At 67.0% G+C, this 20,765-nt stretch carries 21 protein-coding genes; all 21 read right to left on the reverse strand.

Going from position 1 to position 20,765, the window contains the following annotated elements:
• Positions 1-129: 129 nt before the first annotated feature.
• Positions 130-405, reverse strand: a complete 276-nt coding sequence (rpsQ, locus tag Aau02nite_RS06125) for a 30S ribosomal protein S17 (protein WP_212987324.1) — start codon at positions 403-405, stop codon at positions 130-132.
• Positions 402-638, reverse strand: a complete 237-nt coding sequence (rpmC, locus tag Aau02nite_RS06130) for a 50S ribosomal protein L29 (protein WP_212987325.1) — start codon at positions 636-638, stop codon at positions 402-404. The genes rpsQ and rpmC overlap by 4 nt, the downstream gene beginning before the upstream one ends.
• Complete coding sequence (rplP, locus tag Aau02nite_RS06135; protein WP_212987326.1) at positions 638-1,063, reverse strand: 50S ribosomal protein L16; 426 nt, start codon at positions 1,061-1,063, stop codon at positions 638-640. Before rplP ends, rpmC begins: the two co-directional genes overlap by 1 nt.
• 3 nt (positions 1,064-1,066) lie before the next feature.
• On the reverse strand, positions 1,067-1,921 hold the full coding sequence (gene rpsC, locus Aau02nite_RS06140) for a 30S ribosomal protein S3 (protein ID WP_212987327.1): 855 nt from the start codon (positions 1,919-1,921) through the stop codon (positions 1,067-1,069).
• Positions 1,921-2,433, reverse strand: a complete 513-nt coding sequence (rplV, locus tag Aau02nite_RS06145) for a 50S ribosomal protein L22 (protein WP_212987328.1) — start codon at positions 2,431-2,433, stop codon at positions 1,921-1,923. Before rplV ends, rpsC begins: the two co-directional genes overlap by 1 nt.
• A 31-nt stretch (positions 2,434-2,464) precedes the next feature.
• Positions 2,465-2,746, reverse strand: coding sequence for a 30S ribosomal protein S19 (rpsS, locus tag Aau02nite_RS06150; protein ID WP_020513590.1), 282 nt, complete (start codon positions 2,744-2,746; stop codon positions 2,465-2,467).
• A gap of 13 nt (positions 2,747-2,759) precedes the next feature.
• Entirely contained in the window at positions 2,760-3,599 is an 840-nt protein-coding gene (gene rplB, locus Aau02nite_RS06155; protein WP_212987329.1) for a 50S ribosomal protein L2, read from the reverse strand.
• Positions 3,600-3,612: 13 nt separating this feature from the next.
• A complete protein-coding gene (gene rplW, locus Aau02nite_RS06160; RefSeq protein ID WP_203776595.1) occupies positions 3,613-3,915 on the reverse strand; it encodes a 50S ribosomal protein L23 in 303 nt (100 codons plus the stop codon).
• The gene (rplD, locus tag Aau02nite_RS06165; protein WP_212987330.1) at positions 3,912-4,562 is read right to left on the reverse strand and encodes a 50S ribosomal protein L4; all 651 of its coding nucleotides are present in this window, start codon (positions 4,560-4,562) and stop codon (positions 3,912-3,914) included. The genes rplW and rplD overlap by 4 nt, the downstream gene beginning before the upstream one ends.
• Positions 4,559-5,212, reverse strand: a complete 654-nt coding sequence (gene rplC / locus Aau02nite_RS06170) for a 50S ribosomal protein L3 (protein WP_212987331.1) — start codon at positions 5,210-5,212, stop codon at positions 4,559-4,561. The genes rplD and rplC overlap by 4 nt, the downstream gene beginning before the upstream one ends.
• Positions 5,213-5,223: 11 nt before the next feature.
• Entirely contained in the window at positions 5,224-5,532 is a 309-nt protein-coding gene (gene rpsJ / locus Aau02nite_RS06175) for a 30S ribosomal protein S10 (protein WP_097322778.1), read from the reverse strand.
• A gap of 369 nt (positions 5,533-5,901) precedes the next feature.
• Positions 5,902-7,095: an elongation factor Tu gene (gene tuf / locus Aau02nite_RS06180; protein WP_212987332.1), complete on the reverse strand. Its 1,194-nt coding sequence runs from the start codon at positions 7,093-7,095 to the stop codon at positions 5,902-5,904.
• 127 nt (positions 7,096-7,222) lie between these two features.
• Positions 7,223-9,319 carry an elongation factor G gene (gene fusA / locus Aau02nite_RS06185; protein WP_212987333.1) on the reverse strand — a complete coding sequence of 699 codons (2,097 nt, stop codon included), beginning with the start codon at positions 9,317-9,319 and terminating at the stop codon, positions 7,223-7,225.
• A 90-nt stretch (positions 9,320-9,409) separates the two neighbouring features.
• Positions 9,410-9,880 carry a 30S ribosomal protein S7 gene (gene rpsG, locus Aau02nite_RS06190; RefSeq protein ID WP_125812313.1) on the reverse strand — a complete coding sequence of 157 codons (471 nt, stop codon included), beginning with the start codon at positions 9,878-9,880 and terminating at the stop codon, positions 9,410-9,412.
• Position 9,881: 1 nt separating this feature from the next.
• Positions 9,882-10,256, reverse strand: coding sequence for a 30S ribosomal protein S12 (gene rpsL, locus Aau02nite_RS06195; protein WP_014440718.1), 375 nt, complete (start codon positions 10,254-10,256; stop codon positions 9,882-9,884).
• 389 nt (positions 10,257-10,645) lie between these two features.
• Entirely contained in the window at positions 10,646-11,140 is a 495-nt protein-coding gene (locus Aau02nite_RS06200) for a hypothetical protein (protein ID WP_307857847.1), read from the reverse strand.
• Positions 11,141-11,229: 89 nt separating this feature from the next.
• Positions 11,230-11,544 (reverse strand): hypothetical protein, encoded by a 315-nt coding sequence (locus tag Aau02nite_RS06205; protein WP_438841107.1) that lies wholly within the window; start codon positions 11,542-11,544, stop codon positions 11,230-11,232.
• Positions 11,545-11,655: 111 nt separating this feature from the next.
• Positions 11,656-15,546 (reverse strand): DNA-directed RNA polymerase subunit beta', encoded by a 3,891-nt coding sequence (locus Aau02nite_RS06210; protein ID WP_212987334.1) that lies wholly within the window; start codon positions 15,544-15,546, stop codon positions 11,656-11,658.
• Between the two features lie 108 nt (positions 15,547-15,654).
• Positions 15,655-19,095, reverse strand: a complete 3,441-nt coding sequence (rpoB, locus tag Aau02nite_RS06215) for a DNA-directed RNA polymerase subunit beta (RefSeq protein ID WP_212987335.1) — start codon at positions 19,093-19,095, stop codon at positions 15,655-15,657.
• A gap of 613 nt (positions 19,096-19,708) precedes the next feature.
• Positions 19,709-20,092: a 50S ribosomal protein L7/L12 gene (gene rplL / locus Aau02nite_RS06220; protein WP_212987336.1), complete on the reverse strand. Its 384-nt coding sequence runs from the start codon at positions 20,090-20,092 to the stop codon at positions 19,709-19,711.
• A 57-nt stretch (positions 20,093-20,149) separates the two neighbouring features.
• Positions 20,150-20,695: a 50S ribosomal protein L10 gene (gene rplJ / locus Aau02nite_RS06225; RefSeq protein ID WP_212987337.1), complete on the reverse strand. Its 546-nt coding sequence runs from the start codon at positions 20,693-20,695 to the stop codon at positions 20,150-20,152.
• Between the last annotated feature and the right edge of the window lie 70 nt (positions 20,696-20,765).

Here is a 20,765-nt window from a genome sequence, read left to right on the forward strand (position 1 = left end):
TGCCAGTTCTCCGGCAACACGCCGAAGCTTGGCGGAACGTTGCCCTGCCTTCAGTCCGGTTAGGGGCGGCGGTGGGGCGGTTGGACGGGCTGCCGGGCCGGCCGGGCTCTCCCGGCCGGCCCAGCAAACTCACTTGGCCTTTTCGAGGATCTCCACGACACGCCACCGCTTGGTACGCGACAGCGGACGGGTCTCCATCAGGGTGACCCGGTCACCGACGCCGCACGCGTTCTGCTCGTCGTGCGCCTGGAGCTTGCGGGTGCGCCGCAGGACCTTGCCGTAAAGGGCGTGCTTGACGCGGTCCTCGACCTCGACGATGACGGTCTTGTCCATCTTGTCGCTGACCACCAGGCCCTCACGCACCTTGCGCTGGGTCCGGGGCGCAGCTGCTGCGTTCTCGCTCATGCTGTAGTCACCTCAGTCGGCGCGGCCGAGAGCCCCAGCTCACGCTCACGCATGATCGTGTAGATCTTCGCGATGTCCTTGCGGACGACCTGCAGACGACGGTGGTTGTCGAGCTGACCGGTCGCACCCTGCACGCGGAGATTGAACAGCTCCGCCTTGGACTCACGCAGCCGCGAGATCAGCTCCTCTTCGGAGAGCTCACGCAGCTCGGAAGCCTTGACGCCGGCTGCCATCAGCTTTCACCACCTTCGCGCATCACGATGCGGCACTTCATCGGGAGCTTGTGGATCGCGCGACGCATCGCTTCGCGCGCGATCGTCTCGTTCGGGAACGACATCTCGAAGAGAATGCGTCCCGGCTTGACGTTCGCCACCCACCACTCCGGCGAGCCCTTACCGGAACCCATGCGGGTCTCGGCGGGCTTCTTGGTCAGTGCCTGGTCCGGGAAGATCGAGATCCACACCTTGCCGCCACGCTTGATGTGGCGGGTCATGGCGATACGAGCTGACTCGATCTGCCGGTTGGTCACGTACGCCGGCTCCAGGGCCTGGATACCGAACTCACCGAAGACCACCCGGTTGCCGCCCTTGGACGCGCCGTGGCGGTCCGGGTGGTGCGGCTTGCGGAAGCCCTTCGGGGGCTTACGCGGCATCAGCATGTGTCAGCCCTCCTGCTGCGTTTCGGCCGCAGCCGGAGCAACGGCGGTGTCGGTCGTGGGCGCAGCCTCCGCCGAAGCGGGGGTAGCAGCCGCGGCCTGAGCGGCGCGACCGGCCTCGGTGCCGCCTGCGGTCGTACCGGACGAGCCGGAACGGCCGCGACGCGGACGGTCGGGACGCTCGGCGCGGTCGCGGCGCGGACGCGCGGGCGCCTCGGGGGCGACCTCACGTCCAGGCACGAAGTCGCCCTTGTAGATCCAGACCTTCACGCCGATGCGGCCGAAGGTCGTACGGGCCTCGAAGAAGCCGTACTCGATGTTGGCGCGCAGCGTGTGCAGCGGAACGCGACCCTCACGGTAGAACTCCGTGCGGCTCATCTCCGCACCGCCGAGGCGGCCGGAGACCTGCACCCGGATGCCCTTGCAGATCGGGTTCTTCATCGCCGACTGCATCGCCTTGCGCATGGCCCGGCGGAAGCTGACCCGGCTGGACAGCTGCTCGGCGACGCCCTGCGCCACGAGCTGCGCGTCCGACTCAGGGCTCTTCACCTCGAGGATGTTCAGCTGGACCTGCTTGCCGGTGAGCTTCTCGAGCTCGCCGCGGATCCGGTCGGCCTCCGCACCCTTACGGCCGATGACGATGCCCGGCCGGGCGGTGTGGATGTCCACGCGGACCCGGTCGCGGGTGCGCTCGATGTCCACCTTGGAGATGCCGGCGCGCTCGAGGCCCTTGGACATCATGCGGCGGATCTTGACATCCTCGCCGATGTAGTCCTTGTAGAGCTTGTCCGCGAACCAGCGGCTCTTCCAGTCGGTGGAGATGCCGAGGCGGAACCCGGTGGGGTGAACTTTCTGACCCATTACTCGGCACCCTTCGTGCTGCTCTGAGACGCGGCGTCAGCCGCCTGCGGCTCTGCGCTGCTCTGGGACTCGGCCGGCTGGGCCGCCGGAGCGGCCTTCTTGGCCGGCGCGGCCTTCTTGGCCGTGGCCTTGCGGGCCGGCGTGGTCACCTGAACCGCCTCGACCGCCACGGTGATGTGGCAGGTGCGCTTGCGGATCCGGTACGCCCGGCCCTGCGCCCGCGGCCGGAACCGCTTGAGCGTCGGGCCCTCGTTCACGAAAGCCTCGCTGACCAGGAGCGCGTCCGGGTCGAGCCGTTCGTTGTTCTCGGCGTTCGCAATCGCGCTCGCGAGCACCTTGTAAACCTGCTCACTCGCGGCCTGCGGCGCGAACTGCAGGACCGTGAGAGCCTCCTTCGCGGGCAGACCGCGGACGAGGTTGATCACGCGGCGCGCCTTGTTCGGCGAGATGCGCACGTGGCGCGCAACTGCCCGAGCGCCCGGAAGTGCCGGAGCATCGCTCTTGACTGGCATCGCTGTAACCCCTTTCTGATCCGTGGACTGATTAGCGACGACGGCTCTTGCGGTCGTCCTTCTCGTGACCCTTGAACGTGCGGGTCAGAGCGAACTCGCCGAGCTTGTGACCGACCATGGCCTCGGTGATGAACACCGGGACGTGCTTGCGCCCGTCGTGCACGGCGATCGTGTGCCCGAGCATGTCGGGAATGATCGTCGAGCGTCGCGACCAGGTCTTGATGACGTTCTTCGAGTTCTTCTCGTTCTGGACTTCCACCTTCTTGAGCAGGTGGTCGTCGACGAACGGGCCCTTCTTCAGGCTGCGAGGCATCTTTTAACTCCCGTTACCCGCGCTTGCGGGTGGCGTAGCGGCGGCGAACGATCATGCGGTCGCTCTCCTGGCCCTTGCGGCGGGTACGGCCCTCCGGCTTACCGGCGGGGTTGACCGGGTGGCGACCACCTGAGGTCTTACCCTCGCCACCACCGTGCGGGTGGTCCACCGGGTTCATGGCGACACCACGGACGGTCGGGCGCTTGCCCTTCCATCGCATGCGGCCGGCCTTGCCCCAGTTGATGTTCGACTGCTCGGCGTTGCCGATCTCGCCGACGGTCGCGCGGCAGCGGATGTCGACGCGACGGATCTCACCGGAGGGCATACGCAGCGTGGCGTACACACCCTCACGGCCGAGCAGCTGGATGCCCACGCCGGCCGAACGGGCCAGCTTGGCGCCACCGCCGGGACGAAGCTCCACACCGTGGATCGTCGTACCGACCGGGATGTTGCGCAGGGGCAGGTTGTTGCCCGGCTTGATGTCCGCGCCCACGCCGGACTCGACGCGGTCGCCCTGCTTGAGGTCCTTCGGCGCGAGGATGTAGCGCTTCTCGCCGTCGGCGTAGTGCAGCAGTGCGATGCGGGACGTGCGGTTCGGGTCGTACTCGATGTGAGCGACCTTGGCCGGCACGCCGTCCTTGTCGTTGCGCCGGAAGTCGATCAGCCGGTACTGCCGCTTGTGGCCGCCGCCCTGGTGCCGCGTGGTGATGCGGCCGTGGACGTTACGACCACCCTTCTTGGGCAGCGGAACCAGCAGAGACTTCTCCGGCGTGGACCGGGTGATCTCAGCGAAGTCGGCGACGCTGGAGCCGCGACGGCCCGGCGTGGTCGGCTTGTACTTACGGATAGCCATGATTTACAACCCCTTAGCTGACCGGGCCGCCGAAGGCCTCGATACGGTCACCGTCAGCCAGCTTCACGAGGGCACGCTTGGTCGCCTTACGCTGACCGAAGCCCGTCCTGGTGCGCTTGCGCTTGCCCTGGCGGTTGATGGTGTTCACCGTCAGCACACGGACATCGAAGATCTGCTGGATCGCGATCTTGATCTCGGTCTTGTTGGCGTCCGGGTGGACCAGGAACGTGTACCAGTTCTGGTCGAGAACGCTGTAGCTCTTCTCGGAGACCACGGGCGCGACGATGATGTCGCGCGGGTCGGCGATCGTGCTCACTTGTCCCCCTCCTCGGCAGCCGCAGCCGGCACACCCAGGAACTCGTCGAGAGCTTCCTTGGTGAAGACGACCTCGTCGGCGACCAGCACGTCGTAGGTGTTCAGCTGGCCGGCCTCGATGAGGTGCACGGTCGGCTCGTTGCGCAGCGAGATCCAGTTCAGCTCGTCGTAGCCGCTGAGCACGACCAGGACCTTGGTGGACTCGGTCGCCTTGCGCAGCGTCGCGATCGCGGCCTTGGTCGACGGCTTGTCGCCGGAGACGAACGCCTCGATCACGTGGACGCGGCCGTCACGGGCCCGGTCCGAGAGGGCGCCCCGCAGAGCGGCGGCCTTCATCTTCTTCGGGGTCCGCTGGCTGTAGTCGCGCGGCACGGGGCCGTGCACGACGCCACCGCCGGTGAACTGCGGCGCGCGGATCGAGCCCTGACGGGCGCGACCGGTGCCCTTCTGCTTGTACGGCTTCTTGCCGCCACCGGCGACCTCGCCGCGATTCTTGGTCTTGGCCGTGCCCTGACGGGCGGCGGCGAGCTGGGCCACGACGACCTGGTGCATCAGCGGGATGTTCGCCTGCACGTCGAAGATGTCGTCGGGCAGCTCGACCGAGCCGGCCTTCGTGCCCTCGGCATTGATCACGTCAACCGAGCTCACTTGGCACCACCCTTCTTCTTCGCCGCCGTACGGACCAGGATCAGCGCGCCCTTGGGACCGGGCACCGCGCCCTTGACCAGCAGCAGGTTGTTCTCGAGGTCGACCGCCTGCACCGTCAGGTTCTGCACGGTGAAGCGCTTGTTGCCCATCCGGCCGGCCATCCGGGTGCCCTTGAAGACGCGACCGGGGGTCGCGCAGGCGCCGATGGAACCGGGCGAACGGTGCTTGCGCTCGACACCGTGGCTGGCCTTGAGGCCGTGGAAGCCGTGCCGCTTCATGACACCGGCGTAGCCCTTGCCCTTGGTCTTACCGGTGACGTCGATCGGCGTGCCGACCGGGAACGTCTCGACGGTGACCTCCTGGCCGAGCTCGTACTCGGTGGCGTCGGTGGTGCGCAGCTCAACGATGTGGCGCCGCGGCGACACACCCGCCTTGGCGTAGTGGCCGCCCTCCGGCTTGTTGACCTTGCGCGGGTCGATGGCGCCGTACGCCAGCTGGACCGCGGTGTAGCCGTCAGTCTCGGCGGTGCGGACCTGGGTCACGACGCACGGGCCGGCCTGCACCACGGTTACCGGGACGACCTTGTTGTTGTCCCAGACCTGGGTCATGCCGAGCTTGGCGCCCAGGATGCCCTTCACTTGCCTGTCCATTGTCCGGATCCCTACAGCTTGATCTCGATGTCGACGCCAGCCGGCAGGTCGAGGCGCATCAGCGAGTCGACCGTCTTCGGAGTCGGGTCGATGATGTCGATCAGACGCTTGTGCGTGCGCATCTCGAAGTGCTCGCGCGAGTCCTTGTACTTGTGCGGCGAACGGATGACGCAGAAACGGTTGATCTCCGTGGGCAGCGGCACCGGGCCCGCGACCGAAGCTCCGGTGCGCGTGACCGTCTCGACGATCTTGCGTGCCGACGAGTCAACGACCTCGTGGTCATAGGCCTTGAGCCGGATGCGGATCTTCTGTCCCGCCATGGTGGCTTCTGTTTCCTTCTCTCGATGCCGCTACGTGCGAAAGCTGTGGCCCTCGCATGCCCGCAGGACCGTTGGTCCTGCGATGTCCGACCCCCGCGGTCGGGCGTGTCGCGCTCTGGAATCAAGCTCCGCCCCAGGTCTCTGGAGCGATCTTGCCCGCAAGGATTCCCCCGGAGGGAAGCCCTTGATCCGTCGGGATCGGGGATGCCGGCGGCCAGTGAAAACACGCCGGACACCCGGCGAGGGTGGCTGACCGCCCTCTCTCAAGAGCGAGAGCAGCCAACCACCCTGCGCGGACGCAACCTGACTAGTATGCCGTATCGATCGCGGCAATCCTAATCGGGGTCACCATTGAGGCGTTTGCCTCAATCAGACGTTGATCTTCGTGACCGTTCCGGCGCCGACGGTGCGGCCACCCTCACGGATCGCGAACTTCAGGCCCTGCTCCATGGCGATCGGCTGGATCAGCTTGACCGACATCGAGGTGGAGTCGCCCGGCATGACCATCTCGGTGCCCTCGGGCAGCGTGACGACGCCGGTGACGTCCGTGGTGCGGAAGTAGAACTGCGGGCGGTAGTTCTGGAAGAACGGCGTGTGCCGGCCGCCCTCCTCCTTCGACAGGATGTAGACCTGGCCCTCGAACTCCGTGTGCGGAGTGCTGGAGCCCGGCTTCACCACGACCATGCCGCGCTCGACGTCCTCGCGCTTGATACCGCGCAGCAGGAGGCCGACGTTCTCACCCGCGCGGGCCTCGTCGAGCAGCTTGCGGAACATCTCGATGCCGGTGCAAACGGTCTTGGTCGACTTCTCGCGGATACCCACGATCTCGACCTCCTCGTTCGGCTTGAGGATGCCGCGCTCGGCCCGGCCGGTGACGACCGTACCGCGACCGGTGATCGTGAAGACGTCCTCGATCGGCATGAGGAACGGCTTGTCGGTGTCGCGCTCGGGCTGCGGGATCGCGGTGTCGACCGCGTTCATCAGCTCGAGCAGCTTGCCGGTCCACTCCGCGTCGCCCTCGAGCGCCTTGAGCGCCGAGACACGCACGACCGGAAGGTCGTCGCCCGGGAACTCGTAGGTGCTCAGCAGCTCACGGACCTCGAGCTCGACGAGCTCCAGGAGCTCCTCGTCGTCCACCATGTCGCTCTTGTTCAGGGCGACGACGATGTACGGCACGCCGACCTGGCGGGCCAGGAGCACGTGCTCCTTGGTCTGCGGCATCGGGCCGTCGGTCGCGGCGACCACCAGGATCGCGCCGTCCATCTGGGCGGCACCGGTGATCATGTTCTTGATGTAGTCGGCGTGGCCGGGGCAGTCCACGTGCGCGTAGTGCCGCGACGCGGTCTGGTACTCGACGTGCGCGATCGAGATCGTGATGCCGCGGGCCTTCTCCTCCGGCGCCTTGTCGATCTCGTCGAACGGCGTGTAGGGGTTGAGGTCCGGGTACTCGTCGTGCAGGACCTTCGTGATGGCCGCAGTCAGCGTCGTCTTACCGTGGTCGATGTGACCAATGGTGCCGATGTTGACGTGCGGCTTAGTCCGCTCGAACTTCGCCTTCGCCACTGGTGTCCTCCTGTGGACTGGATCTTTTCTTCTCGTCCGGCACGCCGATAAGGCGATCAGGACTCTGTCGACTGCTCGTGCACGTGCGGTCCTCGACGGACCGCACGTGCCTCATCAGGCTGGGAGCTTACGCGCCCGTGGCCTTGGCGATGATCTCCTTCGCCACGCTCTGAGGAACCTCGGCGTAGGAGTCGAACTGCATGCTGTAGCTCGCCCGGCCCTGGGTCTTCGACCGGAGGTCGCCGACGTAGCCGAACATCTCCGAGAGCGGCACCAGAGCCTTGATGACGCGAGCGCCGGAGCGCTCCTCCATCGACTGGATGATGCCGCGGCGGGAGTTGAGGTCACCGATGACGTCACCCATGTTGTCCTCAGGGGTGGTGACCTCAACGGACATCATCGGCTCGAGGAGGGCGGGGTCGGCCTTGCGGGCCGCCTCCTTCATCACGATCGAGCCGGCGATCTTGAATGCCATCTCCGACGAGTCGACCTCGTGGAACTGACCGTCCACCAGGGTCAGCTTGACGCCGACCATCGGGTAGCCGGCGAGCACGCCGTACTGCAGCGAGTCCTGGGCGCCCGCGTCCACCGAAGGGATGTACTCCTTGGGGATGCGACCACCGGACACCGCGTTGACGAACTCGTAGGTCGGGCCGTCGGCGGCGAGCTCAAGCGGCTCGACGGTGACGACGACCTTCGCGTACTGGCCCGAGCCACCGGTCTGCTTCTTGTGCACGTACGTGAGCTTCTCCACCTTGCCGCGGATCGTCTCGCGGTACGCCACCTGCGGCTTACCGATGTTCGCCTCGACGTTGAACTCGCGGCGCATGCGGTCCACCAGGATGTCCAGGTGGAGCTCGCCCATGCCGGCGATGACCGTCTGGCCGGTCTCCTCGTCGTTGAAGACGCGGAAGGTCGGGTCCTCCTCGGCCAGGCGCTGGATGGCGACACCCAGCTTTTCCTGGTCGGACTTGGTCTTCGGCTCGATGGCGACCTGGATGACCGGCTCCGGGAACGTCATCGACTCCAGGATGACCGGGTGCGCCGGGTCGCTCAGCGTGTCGCCCGTGGTGGTCTGCTTGAGACCCTGCACGGCGATGATGTCGCCGGCCCACGCCGTCGGACGCTCTTCGCGCTTGTTGGCGTGCATCTGGTAGATCTTGCCGATCCGCTCCTTGCGGTCCTTGGTGGAGTTGACCACCTGGGAACCGGATTCGAGCGTGCCGGAGTAGACCCGGACGTAGGTCAGCTTGCCGAGGTGCTTGTCCGTCTGGATCTTGAACGCCAGGCCGGAGAACGGCTCGTCGTTCGACGGCTTGCGGACGATCGGCGTCTCGCCGTCGGTCGCGGTGCCGTCGATGGCCGGGACGTCCAGCGGCGACGGCAGGAAGTCGACGACGGCGTCGAGCATGGGCTGAACGCCCTTGTTCTTGAACGCCGAACCGCAGAGCACCGGGTTCGCCTTGCTGGCGATCGTGGCGCGCCGGATGGCGGCCTTGATCTCGTCCTGGGAGACCTCTTCGCCCTCGAGGTACTTCTCCATCACGAAGTCGTCCACGTCGGCGAGCGTCTCGATGAGCTTCTCGCGCCACTCGGTCGCGGAGTCCAGCAGGTCCGCCGGGATCTCCTCGATCGCGTAGTCGTCACCCTTCTGGGTCTCCCCGCGCCAGGTGAAGGCCTTCATCGTGACCAGGTCGACGACGCCGATGTGCTCGCTCTCGAGCCCGATCGGGATCTGCAGGACCAGCGGGGTGGCGTTGAGCCGGTCGATCATCATCTGCACGCAGCGGAAGAAGTCGGCACCGGTCCGGTCGAGCTTGTTGACGAAGCACATCCGGGGGACGTGGTACTTGTCCGCCTGCCGCCAGACGTTCTCCGTCTGCGGCTCCACGCCGGCGACACCGTCGTAGACCGCGACGGCACCGTCGAGCACCCGCAGCGACCGCTCGACCTCGACCGTGAAGTCGACGTGGCCGGGCGTGTCGATGATCTGGATCGTGTAGCCCTTCCACTCGCACTTCGTGGCGGCGGAAGTGATGGTGATGCCGCGTTCCTGTTCCTGTTCCATCCAGTCCATGACGGCCGCGCCCTCGTGGACTTCACCGATCTTGTACGTGATACCGGTGTAGAACAGGATCCGCTCGGTCGTCGTGGTCTTACCAGCGTCGATGTGCGCCATGATGCCGATGTTGCGTACCTTGGCGAGCGCGTCTGCGGCAGCCACTTCAATCCCTACTTTTCTTCGTCGTCGTCTCTGCAGGACCGGTACGACTGAACTGCGAAGGCCCGGCGGGAACCGGGCCGGCAGCGGGTCTTACCAGCGGTAGTGCGCGAAGGCCTTGTTGGACTCCGCCATCTTGTGGGTGTCCTCGCGCCGCTTCACCGCTGCGCCGAGGCCGTTGCTGGCGTCGAGCAGCTCGTTCTGCAGCCGCTCGATCATGGTCTTCTCGCGGCGGGCCTTGGAGTACTGGACCAGCCAGCGCAGACCGAGGGTGGTCTGGCGCGGGGTGCGCACCTCGACCGGCACCTGGTAGGTCGCGCCACCGACGCGGCGGCTGCGGACCTCGAGGGTCGGCTTGACGTTGTCCATCGCTCGCTTGAGCGTGACCACGGGGTCGGTGCCGCTCTTCTCACGGCAGCCCTCGAGGGCGCCGTAGACGATGCGCTCGGCGAGCTGACGCTTGCCGCCGACCAGGATCTTGTTCACCAGCTGGGTGACCAGCGGCGAGTTGTAGACCGGGTCCGCTACCAGCGGGTGTTTCGGCGCTGGGCCTTTACGGGGCATGTCAGCTCTTCTCCTTCTTCGCGCCGTAACGGCTGCGGGCCTGCTTGCGGTTACGGACACCCTGGGTGTCCAGCGAACCGCGGACGATCTTGTAGCGGACGCCCGGGAGGTCCTTCACACGACCGCCACGCACGAGCACGATCGAGTGCTCCTGCAGGTTGTGGCCGACGCCCGGGATGTACGCCGTCACCTCGATCTGGCTGCTGAGCTTCACACGAGCGACCTTGCGCAGCGCAGAGTTCGGCTTCTTGGGGGTAGTGGTGTACACGCGCGTGCACACGCCGCGCCGCTGGGGGCTTCCCTTCAGCGCCGGCGTCTTGGTCTTGCTCGTCTTCGCCTGGCGGCCCTTTCGGACCAGCTGCTGGATCGTGGGCACCGGGTTTCTCCGCTCCCTTCGGCCGCCCTTCAGCGGCCGCACCGTCTTCGTTCTGCCTTGTGCACCGAGAGATCCCGTTTGGACCCCCGGCACCCGCGGTCGGGCGTGTCGTCCGGCTCACGGTCCCGCCGCGCGCTTGACGCACGCCGCGGGTGTTCTGTCTTTGTCAGGGCTGTAACCCTGTCGTGCCACTGCCCCGTCGGTTACTACAGACTCGGGCGCACGCACGAGTTGCCCGGGCGAGCCCGGGCACGAGGGGAAAGAGTACCCACCGCAGGGACACAGGTCAAAACGAGAACTGTTTCCCCTGATGGACATCTCCAGCTAACAAGTGTACCGGGTGCCTCGGCGGGACGACGCCTCGGTGTCGTATCCGGCGTCACAAGGCCTCACGAGAACTGCAACACCACTACCAACAGCAGCGTCAGCGCCGCAATTCCCAACCCGGCAGCACCGCAGGAGATCCCGGCCGTGGCCATCCCCCGGCCCACGAAGCGGACCTTGCCGTCCTGCCCGGAGCGCTTGATCTGGCGCCGGGCAGCCAGCCCTACACCCACCGCGCCCCCGCCGACCAGCACACCGAGCAGTGCGAACGCCCCCGCCACCACGGCACCCCAGCCCTCGGACTGACCCAGCAGGCCGAAGCAGAGCACCAGCGTGGAGATCATGATCGCGCCGATGCCGGCGATGAGCGAGCCGGTGGCCAGGCCGGAGGTGATCGGCGCGACCCGCAGCTGGACGAGGGCGAACTCGGTGCCGGCCACGGGCTCGACCCGTTCCGGCGTCCAGGCCTCGCTGGGCTTGGGCAGCACCACCGGCGCCGGCGGGCCGGCCATCGTCACCGGCTGTCCGGCCGGTGGCCACGAACCTGGTTGCTGCGTCACCGGACCGTCCCTCTCGCCGCGTACCCCTGGATCTTCGAGCATGTCACCCGAACGTGGTCCGGCGCAGCCCTGGGGCCGCTCCCGGGCGCTCAGTCGGTGTCGGAGTCGAAGTCCTGACCCCCCGGGGTACCGGCCAGGTGCAGCAGGCCGGCGATCGACGCGACGACCAGCGCGGTCAGCGCCAGCACGATCCCGGCCCAGGCCAGCCGCTCCCCGCGGCGCACCCAGGCGGCCCCGAGCAGGTAGCCGCCGGCGGCGTAGGCCTGGCGCCGGACCTGCCGGGCGAGGATCAGCGCGACCGTGGCGGGAATCACGCCGCCGACCATCGCTCCGGTCAGCAACGCCACGAGTCCCAGCGCGAAGACGGCCCGGGCCTTGGTCGACGGCGCCGGCTCGGGATCCATCGGGTGCCGGGTGGGTGCGGTCATCGCGGGGTAGCTCACCCGTCCATCTTAGGAACACGAACGGGCGGCCGCGCATGATGCGCGACCGCCCGCCTTGCCGTGCGAAAAACCTTAGCGGTAGGACCCGAAATCGAAGTCGTCCAGCGGCACGGCCTGCCCGCTGGCCGGCCCGAAGCCGTAGTCGGTCTCGGGGTACCCGGTCATCGAGTACACCTTCGCCTTGGCCTCCTCGGTCGGCTCGACCCGGATGTTGCGGTACTTGCTGATGCCCGTACCGGCCGGGATGAGCTTGCCGATGATGACGTTCTCCTTGAGGCCCACCAGCGAGTCGCTGCGCGAGTTGATCGCAGCGTCGGTGAGCACCCGGGTGGTCTCCTGGAAGGAGGCCGCCGAAAGCCAGGAGTCGGTCGCCAGCGAGGCCTTGGTGATACCCATCAGCACCGGGCGACCGGCGGCGGGCTCGCCACCCTCGCCCACGAGCCGGCGGTTCTCCGACTCGAAGAGCGCCCGGTCGACCAGCACGCCCGGCAGGAACTCGGTCGCGCCGGAATCGATGACCGTGACCCGCTTGAGCATCTGGCGGATGATGATCTCGATGTGCTTGTCGTGGATGAGCACACCCTGCGAGCGGTAGACCTCCTGGACCTCACTGGTCAGGTGGACCTGGACCGCCCGCGGGCCCATGATGCGCAGCAGTTCGTGCGGATCGATGGTGCCCTCGGTGAGCTTCTCGCCGACCGCGACGTGGTCGCCGTCGTGGGCCCGCAGCTTGACGCGCTTGGAGATCTTGTCGTACACGATCTCCTCGCTGCCGTCGTCCGGGATCACGATGATCTTCCGCGAACGCTCGCCGTCCTCGATGCGGATGCGGCCGGGGGTGTCGGCGATGGGCGCCTTGCCCTTCGGCACGCGAGCCTCGAAGATCTCCTGCACACGCGGCAGACCCTGGGTGATGTCCTCACCCGCGACACCACCGGTGTGGAAGGTACGCATCGTCAGCTGCGTACCGGGCTCACCGATGGACTGGGCCGCGATGATGCCGACGGCCTCGCCGATGTCGACCGCCTTGCCGGTCGGCAGCGAACGGCCGTAGCAGGCAGCACACACACCCAGCTTCGACTCACAGGTCAGGACGCTGCGCACCCGGACCGTCTCCACGCCGGCCGCGACCAGCTTGTCGACCATGATCGAGTTGAGGTCGTCGCCGCGCGACACCACCCGGTTGCCCTGGGCGTCGTCGATGTCGTCGGCCAGCGTCCGGGCGTGCACGCCGGTCTCGGCGTGCGTGTGCACCACCAGGGTGCCGTCCGGCTCGCGGTCGCCCACCTGCATCGGGATCGCGCGGTCGGTGCCGCAGTCCTCCTCGCGGATGATGACGTCCTGCGAGACGTCCACCAGACGCCGGGTCAGGTAACCCGAGTCGGCGGTACGCAGCGCGGTGTCGGCCAGACCCTTACGGGCACCGTGCGTGGAGATGAAGTACTCCAGCACGGTCAGACCCTCGCGGTACGACGAGGTGATCGGGCGCGGGATGATCTCGCCCTTGGGGTTGGCCACCAGACCACGGATCGCGGCGATCTGCCGGAGCTGGAGGAGGTTACCGCGAGCGCCGGAGTTGATCATGACCCAGAGCGGGTTCTCCTGCGGCAGCGCCGTCTCCATCTCCTTCGAGATGTCCTTGGTCGCGTTGGTCCAGATGTCGATGAGCTCGCCGCGACGTTCCTCGGCGGTCATCAGACCACGCTGGTACTGCTTGTCGATGCGGTCGGCCTCGCCCTGGTAGCGGGCGATGATCTCCGGCTTGCGCGGCGGAGCCACGACGTCGCCCATACCGATCGTCACACCGGACCAGGTGGCCCAGTGGAAGCCGGCCTCCTTGAGCGCGTCCAGGGTCGCCGCAAGGGCGACCTTGGGGAAGCGCTCGGCGAGGTCGTTGACGATCGCGGAGAGCTGACCCTTGCGGATCTCGTAGTTGACGTAGCGGTAGCCCGGCGGCAGCGTCTCGTTGAAGAGCACCCGTCCCAGGGTGGTCTCCACGGTCAGCTTGTCGCCCGACTCCCAGCCCTCCGGCCGCTGCCAGGCAGCCGCGCCGGCACCGTTGTCGACCTCGAGCACCTCGGGCAGGCGGATCTTCACGAGCGCCTGCAGGTGCAGCTCGCCGTTGTCGAACGCCATCCGGGCCTCGGCGTCCGAGCTGAACGTCCGGCCCTCGCCCTTCGCGCCCTTGGTGAGGTGGGTCAGGTAGTAGAGGCCGATGACCATGTCCTGGGTGGGCATGGTGACGGGCTTACCGTCGGCGGGCTTGAGGATGTTGTTCGACGACAGCATCAGGATCCGGGCCTCGGCCTGCGCCTCGGCCGACAGCGGCACGTGCACCGCCATCTGGTCACCGTCGAAGTCGGCGTTGAACGCCGTGCAGACGAGCGGGTGGATCTGGATCGCCTTGCCCTCGACCAGCTGCGGCTCGAAGGCCTGGATGCCCAGGCGGTGCAGCGTCGGTGCGCGGTTGAGCAGCACCGGGTGCTCGCTGATGACCTCTTCGAGAACGTCCCACACGACCGCGCGCTGACGCTCGACCATGCGCTTGGCCGACTTGATGTTCTGCGCGTGGTTCAGGTCCACCAGGCGCTTCATCACGAACGGCTTGAACAGCTCCAGCGCCATCTGCTTCGGCAGGCCGCACTGGTGCAGCTTGAGCCGGGGGCCGACGACGATGACGGAACGGCCGGAGTAGTCGACGCGCTTGCCGAGCAGGTTCTGCCGGAACCGGCCCTGCTTGCCCTTGAGCATGTCGGACAGCGACTTCAGCGGACGGTTGCCCGGACCGGTGACCGGCCGGCCGCGGCGGCCGTTGTCGAACAGTGCGTCGACGGCCTCCTGCAGCATCCGCTTCTCGTTGTTGACGATGATCTCGGGCGCGCCGAGGTCGATCAGCCGCTTGAGCCGGTTGTTCCGGTTGATCACGCGGCGGTACAGGTCGTTCAGGTCGGACGTGGCGAAGCGGCCACCGTCGAGCTGCACCATCGGGCGCAGGTCCGGCGGGATGACCGGGACGCAGTCCAGGACCATGCCCAGCGGCGAGTTGCGGGTGTTCAGGAACGCGGCGACGACCTTGAGCCGCTTGAGCGCACGGATCTTGCGCTGGCCCTTGCCGCTGCGGATGGTCTCGCGCAGCGACTCGGCCTCGGCGTCGAGGTCCATGTTCTGCAGCAGGGCCTTGATCGCCTCGGCACCCATGCCACCGGTGAAGTACTCACCGAAGCGGTCGCGCAGCTCGCGGTAGAGCAGCTCGTCGGTGACCAGCTGCTTGCTGTCGAGCTTGCGGAAGGTGTCGAGCACCTCGTCCAGGCGGTCGATCTCGCGCTGCGCCTTGTCACGGATCTGGCGCATCTCGCGTTCGCCGGCCTCCTTGACCTTGCGGCGCACGTCCGCCTTGGCCCCCTCGGCCTCCAGCTCGGCAAGGTCCTGCTCGAGCTTGCCGGCGCGCTTCTCGATCTCGGAGTCGCGGCTGTTCTCGGACTGCCGCTTCTCCGCGAAGATCTCGTTCTCGACCGTGGACATGTCGCGGTGACGCGCTTCGGCGTCCACGCTCGTGATCACGTACGAGGCGAAGTAGATGATCTTCTCGAGATCCTTGGGCGCCAGGTCGAGCAGGTAGCCCAGCCGGCTCGGCACACCCTTGAAGTACCAGATGTGCGTGACCGACGCGGCCAGCTCGATGTGGCCCATGCGCTCACGACGGACCTTGGACCGGGTCACCTCGACGCCGCAGCGCTCACAGATGATGCCCTTGAACCGGACCCGCTTGTACTTGCCGCAGTAGCACTCCCAGTCCCGCTGAGGGCCGAAGATCTTCTCGCAGAAGAGTCCGTCCTTCTCGGGCTTGAGCGTGCGGTAGTTGATCGTCTCGGGCTTCTTGACCTCGCCGTGAGACCACTGCCGGATGTCGTCAGCGGTAGCAAGGCCGATACGCAACTCGTCGAAGAAGTTGACGTCGAGCACTTGGACTATCCCTCGTGTTTCGTTGCTCGGATAAATTCCAGGCCGGCGGGGGCGTCCCCGGCGCTCGGCTCACTTCGCAGTGGGCCGGGGCGCCGGGGACGCTCTCCGTCAGATCTCTTCGACGCTGCTGACGCCCTCGTTCGGGCGCCGGGACAGGTCGATGCCGAGTTCTTCCGCGGCCCGGAAGACCTCGTCGTCCGTCTCGCGCATCTCCAGGGCAACACCGTCGCTGGACAGCACCTCGACGTTCAGGCACAGCGACTGGAGCTCCTTGAGAAGCACCTTGAAGGACTCGGGGATTCCCGGCTCCGGGATGTTCTCGCCCTTGACGATCGCCTCGTAGACCTTCACGCGGCCGAGTACGTCGTCGGACTTGATGGTGAGCAGCTCCTGCAGTGCGTAGGCCGCACCGTAGGCCTGCATCGCCCAGCACTCCATCTCACCGAAGCGCTGGCCACCGAACTGCGCCTTACCACCCAGCGGCTGCTGCGTGATCATCGAGTACGGCCCCGTGGAGCGCGCGTGGATCTTGTCGTCGACCAGGTGGTTGAGCTTCAGGATGTAGACGTAGCCGACCGAGATCGGGTCCGGCAGCGGTTCACCGGAACGACCGTCGAAGAGCTGCGCCTTGCCGTCGCCGTTGACCAGCCGCTTACCGTCGCGGTTGACCAGGGTCGACTCCAGCAGGCCCTTGATCTCGTCCTCCTGGGCACCGTCGAAGACCGGGGTCGCCACGTTGCTGTTCTTCGGCGACTCGTGGGCCTCGATGGCGCGCAGCTGACGCTTCCAGTCGGCGTCCTCGCCCTCGACCTCCCAGCCCGTCTTGGCGATCCACCCGAGGTGGGTCTCCAGGACCTGGCCGATGTTCATGCGCGAGGGCACACCCAGCGGGTTGAGCACGATGTCGACCGGGGTGCCGTCCTCCAGGAACGGCATGTCCTCGATCGGCAGGATCTTGGAGATGACGCCCTTGTTGCCGTGCCGGCCCGCGAGCTTGTCACCGTCCTGGATCTTGCGCTTCTGGGCGACGTAGACCCGGACCAGCTCGTTCACGCCGGGGGGCAGCTCGTCGCCGTCCTCCCGCGAGAACGTGCGGACACCGATGACCGTGCCGGTCTCGCCGTGCGGCACCTTCAGCGAGGTGTCCCGGACCTCCCGGGCCTTCTCACCGAAGATCGCGCGCAGCAGCCGCTCCTCCGGGGTCAGCTCGGTCTCGCCCTTGGGCGTGACCTTGCCGACCAGGATGTCGCCGGGCACGACCTCGGCACCGATCCGGATGATGCCGCGCTCGTCCAGGTCGGCGAGCATTTCCTCGCTGACGTTGGGGATGTCGCGGGTGATCTCTTCCGGGCCGAGCTTGGTGTCGCGGGCGTCGACCTCGTGCTCCTCGATGTGGATCGAGGTGAGGACGTCCTGCTGCACGAGGCGCTGCGACAGGATGATCGCGTCCTCGTAGTTGTGGCCTTCCCAGCACATGAACGCGACGAGCAGGTTCCGGCCGAGGGCCATCTCCCCTTCGTCGGTGCACGGACCGTCGGCGATGACCTGGCCGGCCTCGACCCGGTCGCCTTCGAAGACGACGGGCTTCTGGTTGACGCAGGAGCCGGCGTTGCTGCGACGGAACTTGTGCAGCAGGTAGGTCCGGCGGTGGCCGTCGTCCTGGTGCACCGTCACGTAGTCGGCGCACAGGTCCTCGACCAGACCGCCGACCTCGGCCACGACCACGTCGCCGGCGTCGACCGCGGCACGGTATTCCATGCCCGTGCCGACCAGCGGCGCCTCCGCCTTGACCAGCGGAACGGCCTGACGCTGCATGTTCGCACCCATCAGGGCGCGGTTGGCGTCGTCGTGCTCGAGGAACGGGATCATCGCCGTCGCGACCGAGGTCATCTGCCGCGGCGAGACGTCCATGTAGTCGACCTCGGTGCCGGGCACGTAGTCGACCTCACCGCCCTTACGGCGGACCAGGACGCGATCCTGCGCGAAGGTGCCGTCGGACGCCAGCGTCGCGTTGGCCTGCGCCTTGACGAAGCGGTCCTCCTCGTCCGCGGTGAGGTAGTCGACCTGGTCGGTGACCCGGCCGTTCTCCACCTTGCGGTACGGGGTCTCGATGAATCCGAACGGGTTGACCCGCGCGAACGTCGAGAGGGCACCGATCAGGCCGATGTTCGGGCCTTCCGGCGTCTCGATCGGGCACATCCGGCCATAGTGGGACGGGTGCACGTCACGGACCTCGAAGCCCGCCCGCTCACGGGACAGACCACCGGGGCCGAGCGCGCTCAGCCGGCGCCGGTGGGTCAAGCCCGCCAGCGGGTTGGTCTGGTCCATGAACTGCGACAGCTGCGACGTACCGAAGAACTCCTTGATCGCGGCCACCACGGGGCGGATGTTGATCAGGGTCTGCGGCGTGATCGCCTCGACGTCCTGGGTCGTCATGCGCTCGCGGACGACGCGCTCCATCCGGGACAGGCCCACGCGGACCTGGTTCTGGATGAGCTCGCCCACGGTACGCAGGCGCCGGTTGCCGAAGTGGTCGATGTCGTCGGCCTCGTAGCCCTCCTCACCGGCGTGCAGCCGGCAGAGGTAGTCCACGGTCTTGACGATGTCTTCCTCGGTCAGCGTGCCCCGGACGATCGGGACGTCGATGTCGAGCTTCTTGTTGAACTTGTACCGGCCGACCTTGGCGACGTCGTACCTCTTCGGGTTGAAGAAGAGGTTGTCGAGCAGGGTCTGCGCGTTCTCACGCGTCGGCGGCTCGCCGGGACGGAGCTTGCGGTAGATGTCGAGCAGGGCCTCGTCCTGCCCGCCGATGTGGTCCTTCTCGAGCGTCGTCATGAGCAGCTCGGACCAGCCGAACCGCTCCCGGATCTGGTCCGCCGACCAACCGATCGCCTTCAGCAGGACGGTGACGGCCTGCCGGCGCTTGCGGTCGATGCGGACACCGACGGTGTCGCGCTTGTCGATGTCGAACTCGAGCCAGGCGCCCCGGCTCGGAATGACCTTGACGCTGGAGAGGTCACGGTCGGAGGTCTTGTCCGGCTCCTTGGTGAAGTACACGCCCGGCGAGCGGACGAGCTGACTCACCACGACGCGTTCGGTGCCGTTGATGACGAACGTCCCCTTGGGGGTCATCATCGGGAAGTCACCCATGAACACCGTCTGGCTCTTGATCTCGCCAGTCGTGTTGTTGGTGAACTCCGCGGTCACGAACAGCGGTGCGCAGTAGGTCAGGTCCTTCTCCTTGCACTCCTCGATCGAGGCCTTGACCTCGTCGAAGCGCGGCGCTGAGAAGGACAGCGACATGGTGCCGGAGAAGTCCTCAATGGGACTGATCTCTTCGAGGATCTCTGCGAGGCCCGAGTGGGCATGTGGATCGTCCGTAGAGCGCGTCTGCCAAGCCTCGTTCCCGACCAACCAGTCGAAGGACTCCGTCTGGAGGGCGAGGAGGTTGGGGACTTCGAGTTGCTCGTCGATCCTGCCGAACGAGATACGGCGGGGAGCGTAAGCGCTCGACGTACGACTGGTCTTCGCAGGGCGGGAAGCTGCCAAGATGCGTCCTTCCGAGGACCGGTGCTGCTGATGCGGCTGAGCTGCTGATGCAACTGTCTGCGTCACTTGTGTGCGTGCACTCCAATGAACCCCCAGGAAATCATCCGGATCGATGTTCCTGCAGGGCTCATGACAGAAGGCAGCGCAAACTAGCAGTGTAGCCGCTCGGCTAACCGCTGTCCAGCCCACACCGGAGGGTGCCTGCGGAACGTGTCCCCGCGGCCTCTGACCTGCGCCTTCATGGTCAGTGCCTCGCGCGGGGCCGCTCGGAACGCGGCTGCTCTCCCTCGGGTGCCGGTCTGCGGGAACCCCGGTCGATGACGGGACTACCCACAGGACGGCTGTCGCAAGCGCGGAAACTTGCTGATGTCAGCGTGCCTGTCAGCGGACACACAGTCAAGGGTTGCGCCACGGGTCGGTCCTGCGCCGTCGTCCACCGGACGCGGCATAGCGACTTTAGCGTACGAAAAGCGGGGGCTGGCGGCATTTGTCCGTCAGTCATCCGACGGCCGGCCAAACCGCCTCTGACCTGGTGTTTCATCGCCTGGAAACGGGGCAGGCGAGGACCCTTGCGGGTCCCCGCCTACGCCGAGGTGAAGCAGTGGAGCTCAGGTCACTTGAGGGTGACCTTGGCGCCCTCGCCCTCGAGCTTGGCCTTGGCGGCCTCGGCCTTCTCCTTGTTGACACCCTCGAGGATCGCCTTGGGGGCGGCCTCGACGGCGTCCTTGGCCTCCTTGAGGCCCAGGCCGGTCAGCTCACGCACGACCTTGATGACCTGGATCTTCTTGCCACCGTCACCCTCGAGGACGACGTCGAACGAGTCCTTCTCGACCTCGGCCTCGGCCGGGGCGGCAGCGCCACCGGCGGCGGCGACGGCGACCGGCGCGGCCGCGGTGACCTCGAAGACCTCTTCGAACTGCTTCACGAACTCGGAGAGCTCGATCAGGGTCATTTCCTTGAACGCGTCAAGCAGCTCGTCGGTGCTGAGCTTCGCCATGTCTGGCAACCTTTCGTTGTTTCTCTGAATGGAAAGTCGAACTTCCGCGCGGCCTGATCAGGCCTCGGCGGAACCGTCCTGTGCGCGCTTGTCCTGCAGAGCCGCGGCCAGGCGGGCGACCTGAGCGAGCGGGGCCTGGAACGTGGCCGCCGCCTTGGTCAGGTTGCCCTTCATGGCGCCGGCGAGCTTCGCCAGCAGCACCTCACGGGACTCGAGGTCGGCGATCTTGCCGACCTCTTCGGCCGAGACGGCCTTGCCCTCGAAGACGCCGCCCTTGATGATCAGGACGGGGTGGGCCTTGGCGAAGGCACGAAGGCCCTTGGCCGCCTCGACCGGGTCCCCGCCCACGAAGGCGAGCGCGGTAGGACCGGTGAACAGCGTGTCGAGGCCCTCGATACCCGCGTCGGTCGCCGCCCGCTTGGCGAGCGTGTTCTTCGACACGGAGTACTTGGTGTCGTTGCCCAGCGAGCGCCGCAGCTCGGTGATCTCGGAAACCGTGAGGCCGCGGTACTCGGTCAGCAGGGTGGCCGCGGAGTTACGGAAGTTCTCCGTGAGCTCGGCAACGGCAGAGGCCTTGTCGGCCCGGACCGGCTTGTCCGCCATGTCCCTCCTCTCTCAGTGCTCAGCCGCTGGCCAGAACTTCTCAGCGGGCCCGAGCACGAGAAACGCCCCG

The sequence above is a fragment of the Actinoplanes auranticolor genome (genome assembly GCF_018332655.1).
Taxonomy (GTDB): domain Bacteria; phylum Actinomycetota; class Actinomycetes; order Mycobacteriales; family Micromonosporaceae; genus Actinoplanes; species Actinoplanes auranticolor.

What these genes read in the sequence shown, in the direction of transcription:
- rplP (WP_212987326.1), bottom strand. Translation starts at nt 1,063, where the DNA reads ATGCTGATGCCGCGTAAGCCCCCGAAGGGCTTCCGCAAGCCGCACCAC.
- rplB (WP_212987329.1), bottom strand. Translation starts at nt 3,599, where the DNA reads ATGGCTATCCGTAAGTACAAGCCGACCACGCCGGGCCGTCGCGGCTCC.
- rpmC (WP_212987325.1), bottom strand. Translation starts at nt 638, where the DNA reads ATGGCAGCCGGCGTCAAGGCTTCCGAGCTGCGTGAGCTCTCCGAAGAG.
- rpsQ (WP_212987324.1), bottom strand. Translation starts at nt 405, where the DNA reads ATGAGCGAGAACGCAGCAGCTGCGCCCCGGACCCAGCGCAAGGTGCGT.
- rpsS (WP_020513590.1), bottom strand. Translation starts at nt 2,746, where the DNA reads ATGCCTCGCAGCCTGAAGAAGGGCCCGTTCGTCGACGACCACCTGCTC.
- rpsJ (WP_097322778.1), bottom strand. Translation starts at nt 5,532, where the DNA reads ATGGCGGGACAGAAGATCCGCATCCGGCTCAAGGCCTATGACCACGAG.
- rplJ (WP_212987337.1), bottom strand. Translation starts at nt 20,695, where the DNA reads ATGGCGGACAAGCCGGTCCGGGCCGACAAGGCCTCTGCCGTTGCCGAG.
- rplV (WP_212987328.1), bottom strand. Translation starts at nt 2,433, where the DNA reads ATGCCAGTCAAGAGCGATGCTCCGGCACTTCCGGGCGCTCGGGCAGTT.
- rpsG (WP_125812313.1), bottom strand. Translation starts at nt 9,880, where the DNA reads ATGCCCCGTAAAGGCCCAGCGCCGAAACACCCGCTGGTAGCGGACCCG.
- Aau02nite_RS06205 (WP_438841107.1), bottom strand. Translation starts at nt 11,544, where the DNA reads ATGGATCCCGAGCCGGCGCCGTCGACCAAGGCCCGGGCCGTCTTCGCG.
- rpsC (WP_212987327.1), bottom strand. Translation starts at nt 1,921, where the DNA reads ATGGGTCAGAAAGTTCACCCCACCGGGTTCCGCCTCGGCATCTCCACC.
- rplC (WP_212987331.1), bottom strand. Translation starts at nt 5,212, where the DNA reads ATGGACAGGCAAGTGAAGGGCATCCTGGGCGCCAAGCTCGGCATGACC.
- rplL (WP_212987336.1), bottom strand. Translation starts at nt 20,092, where the DNA reads ATGGCGAAGCTCAGCACCGACGAGCTGCTTGACGCGTTCAAGGAAATG.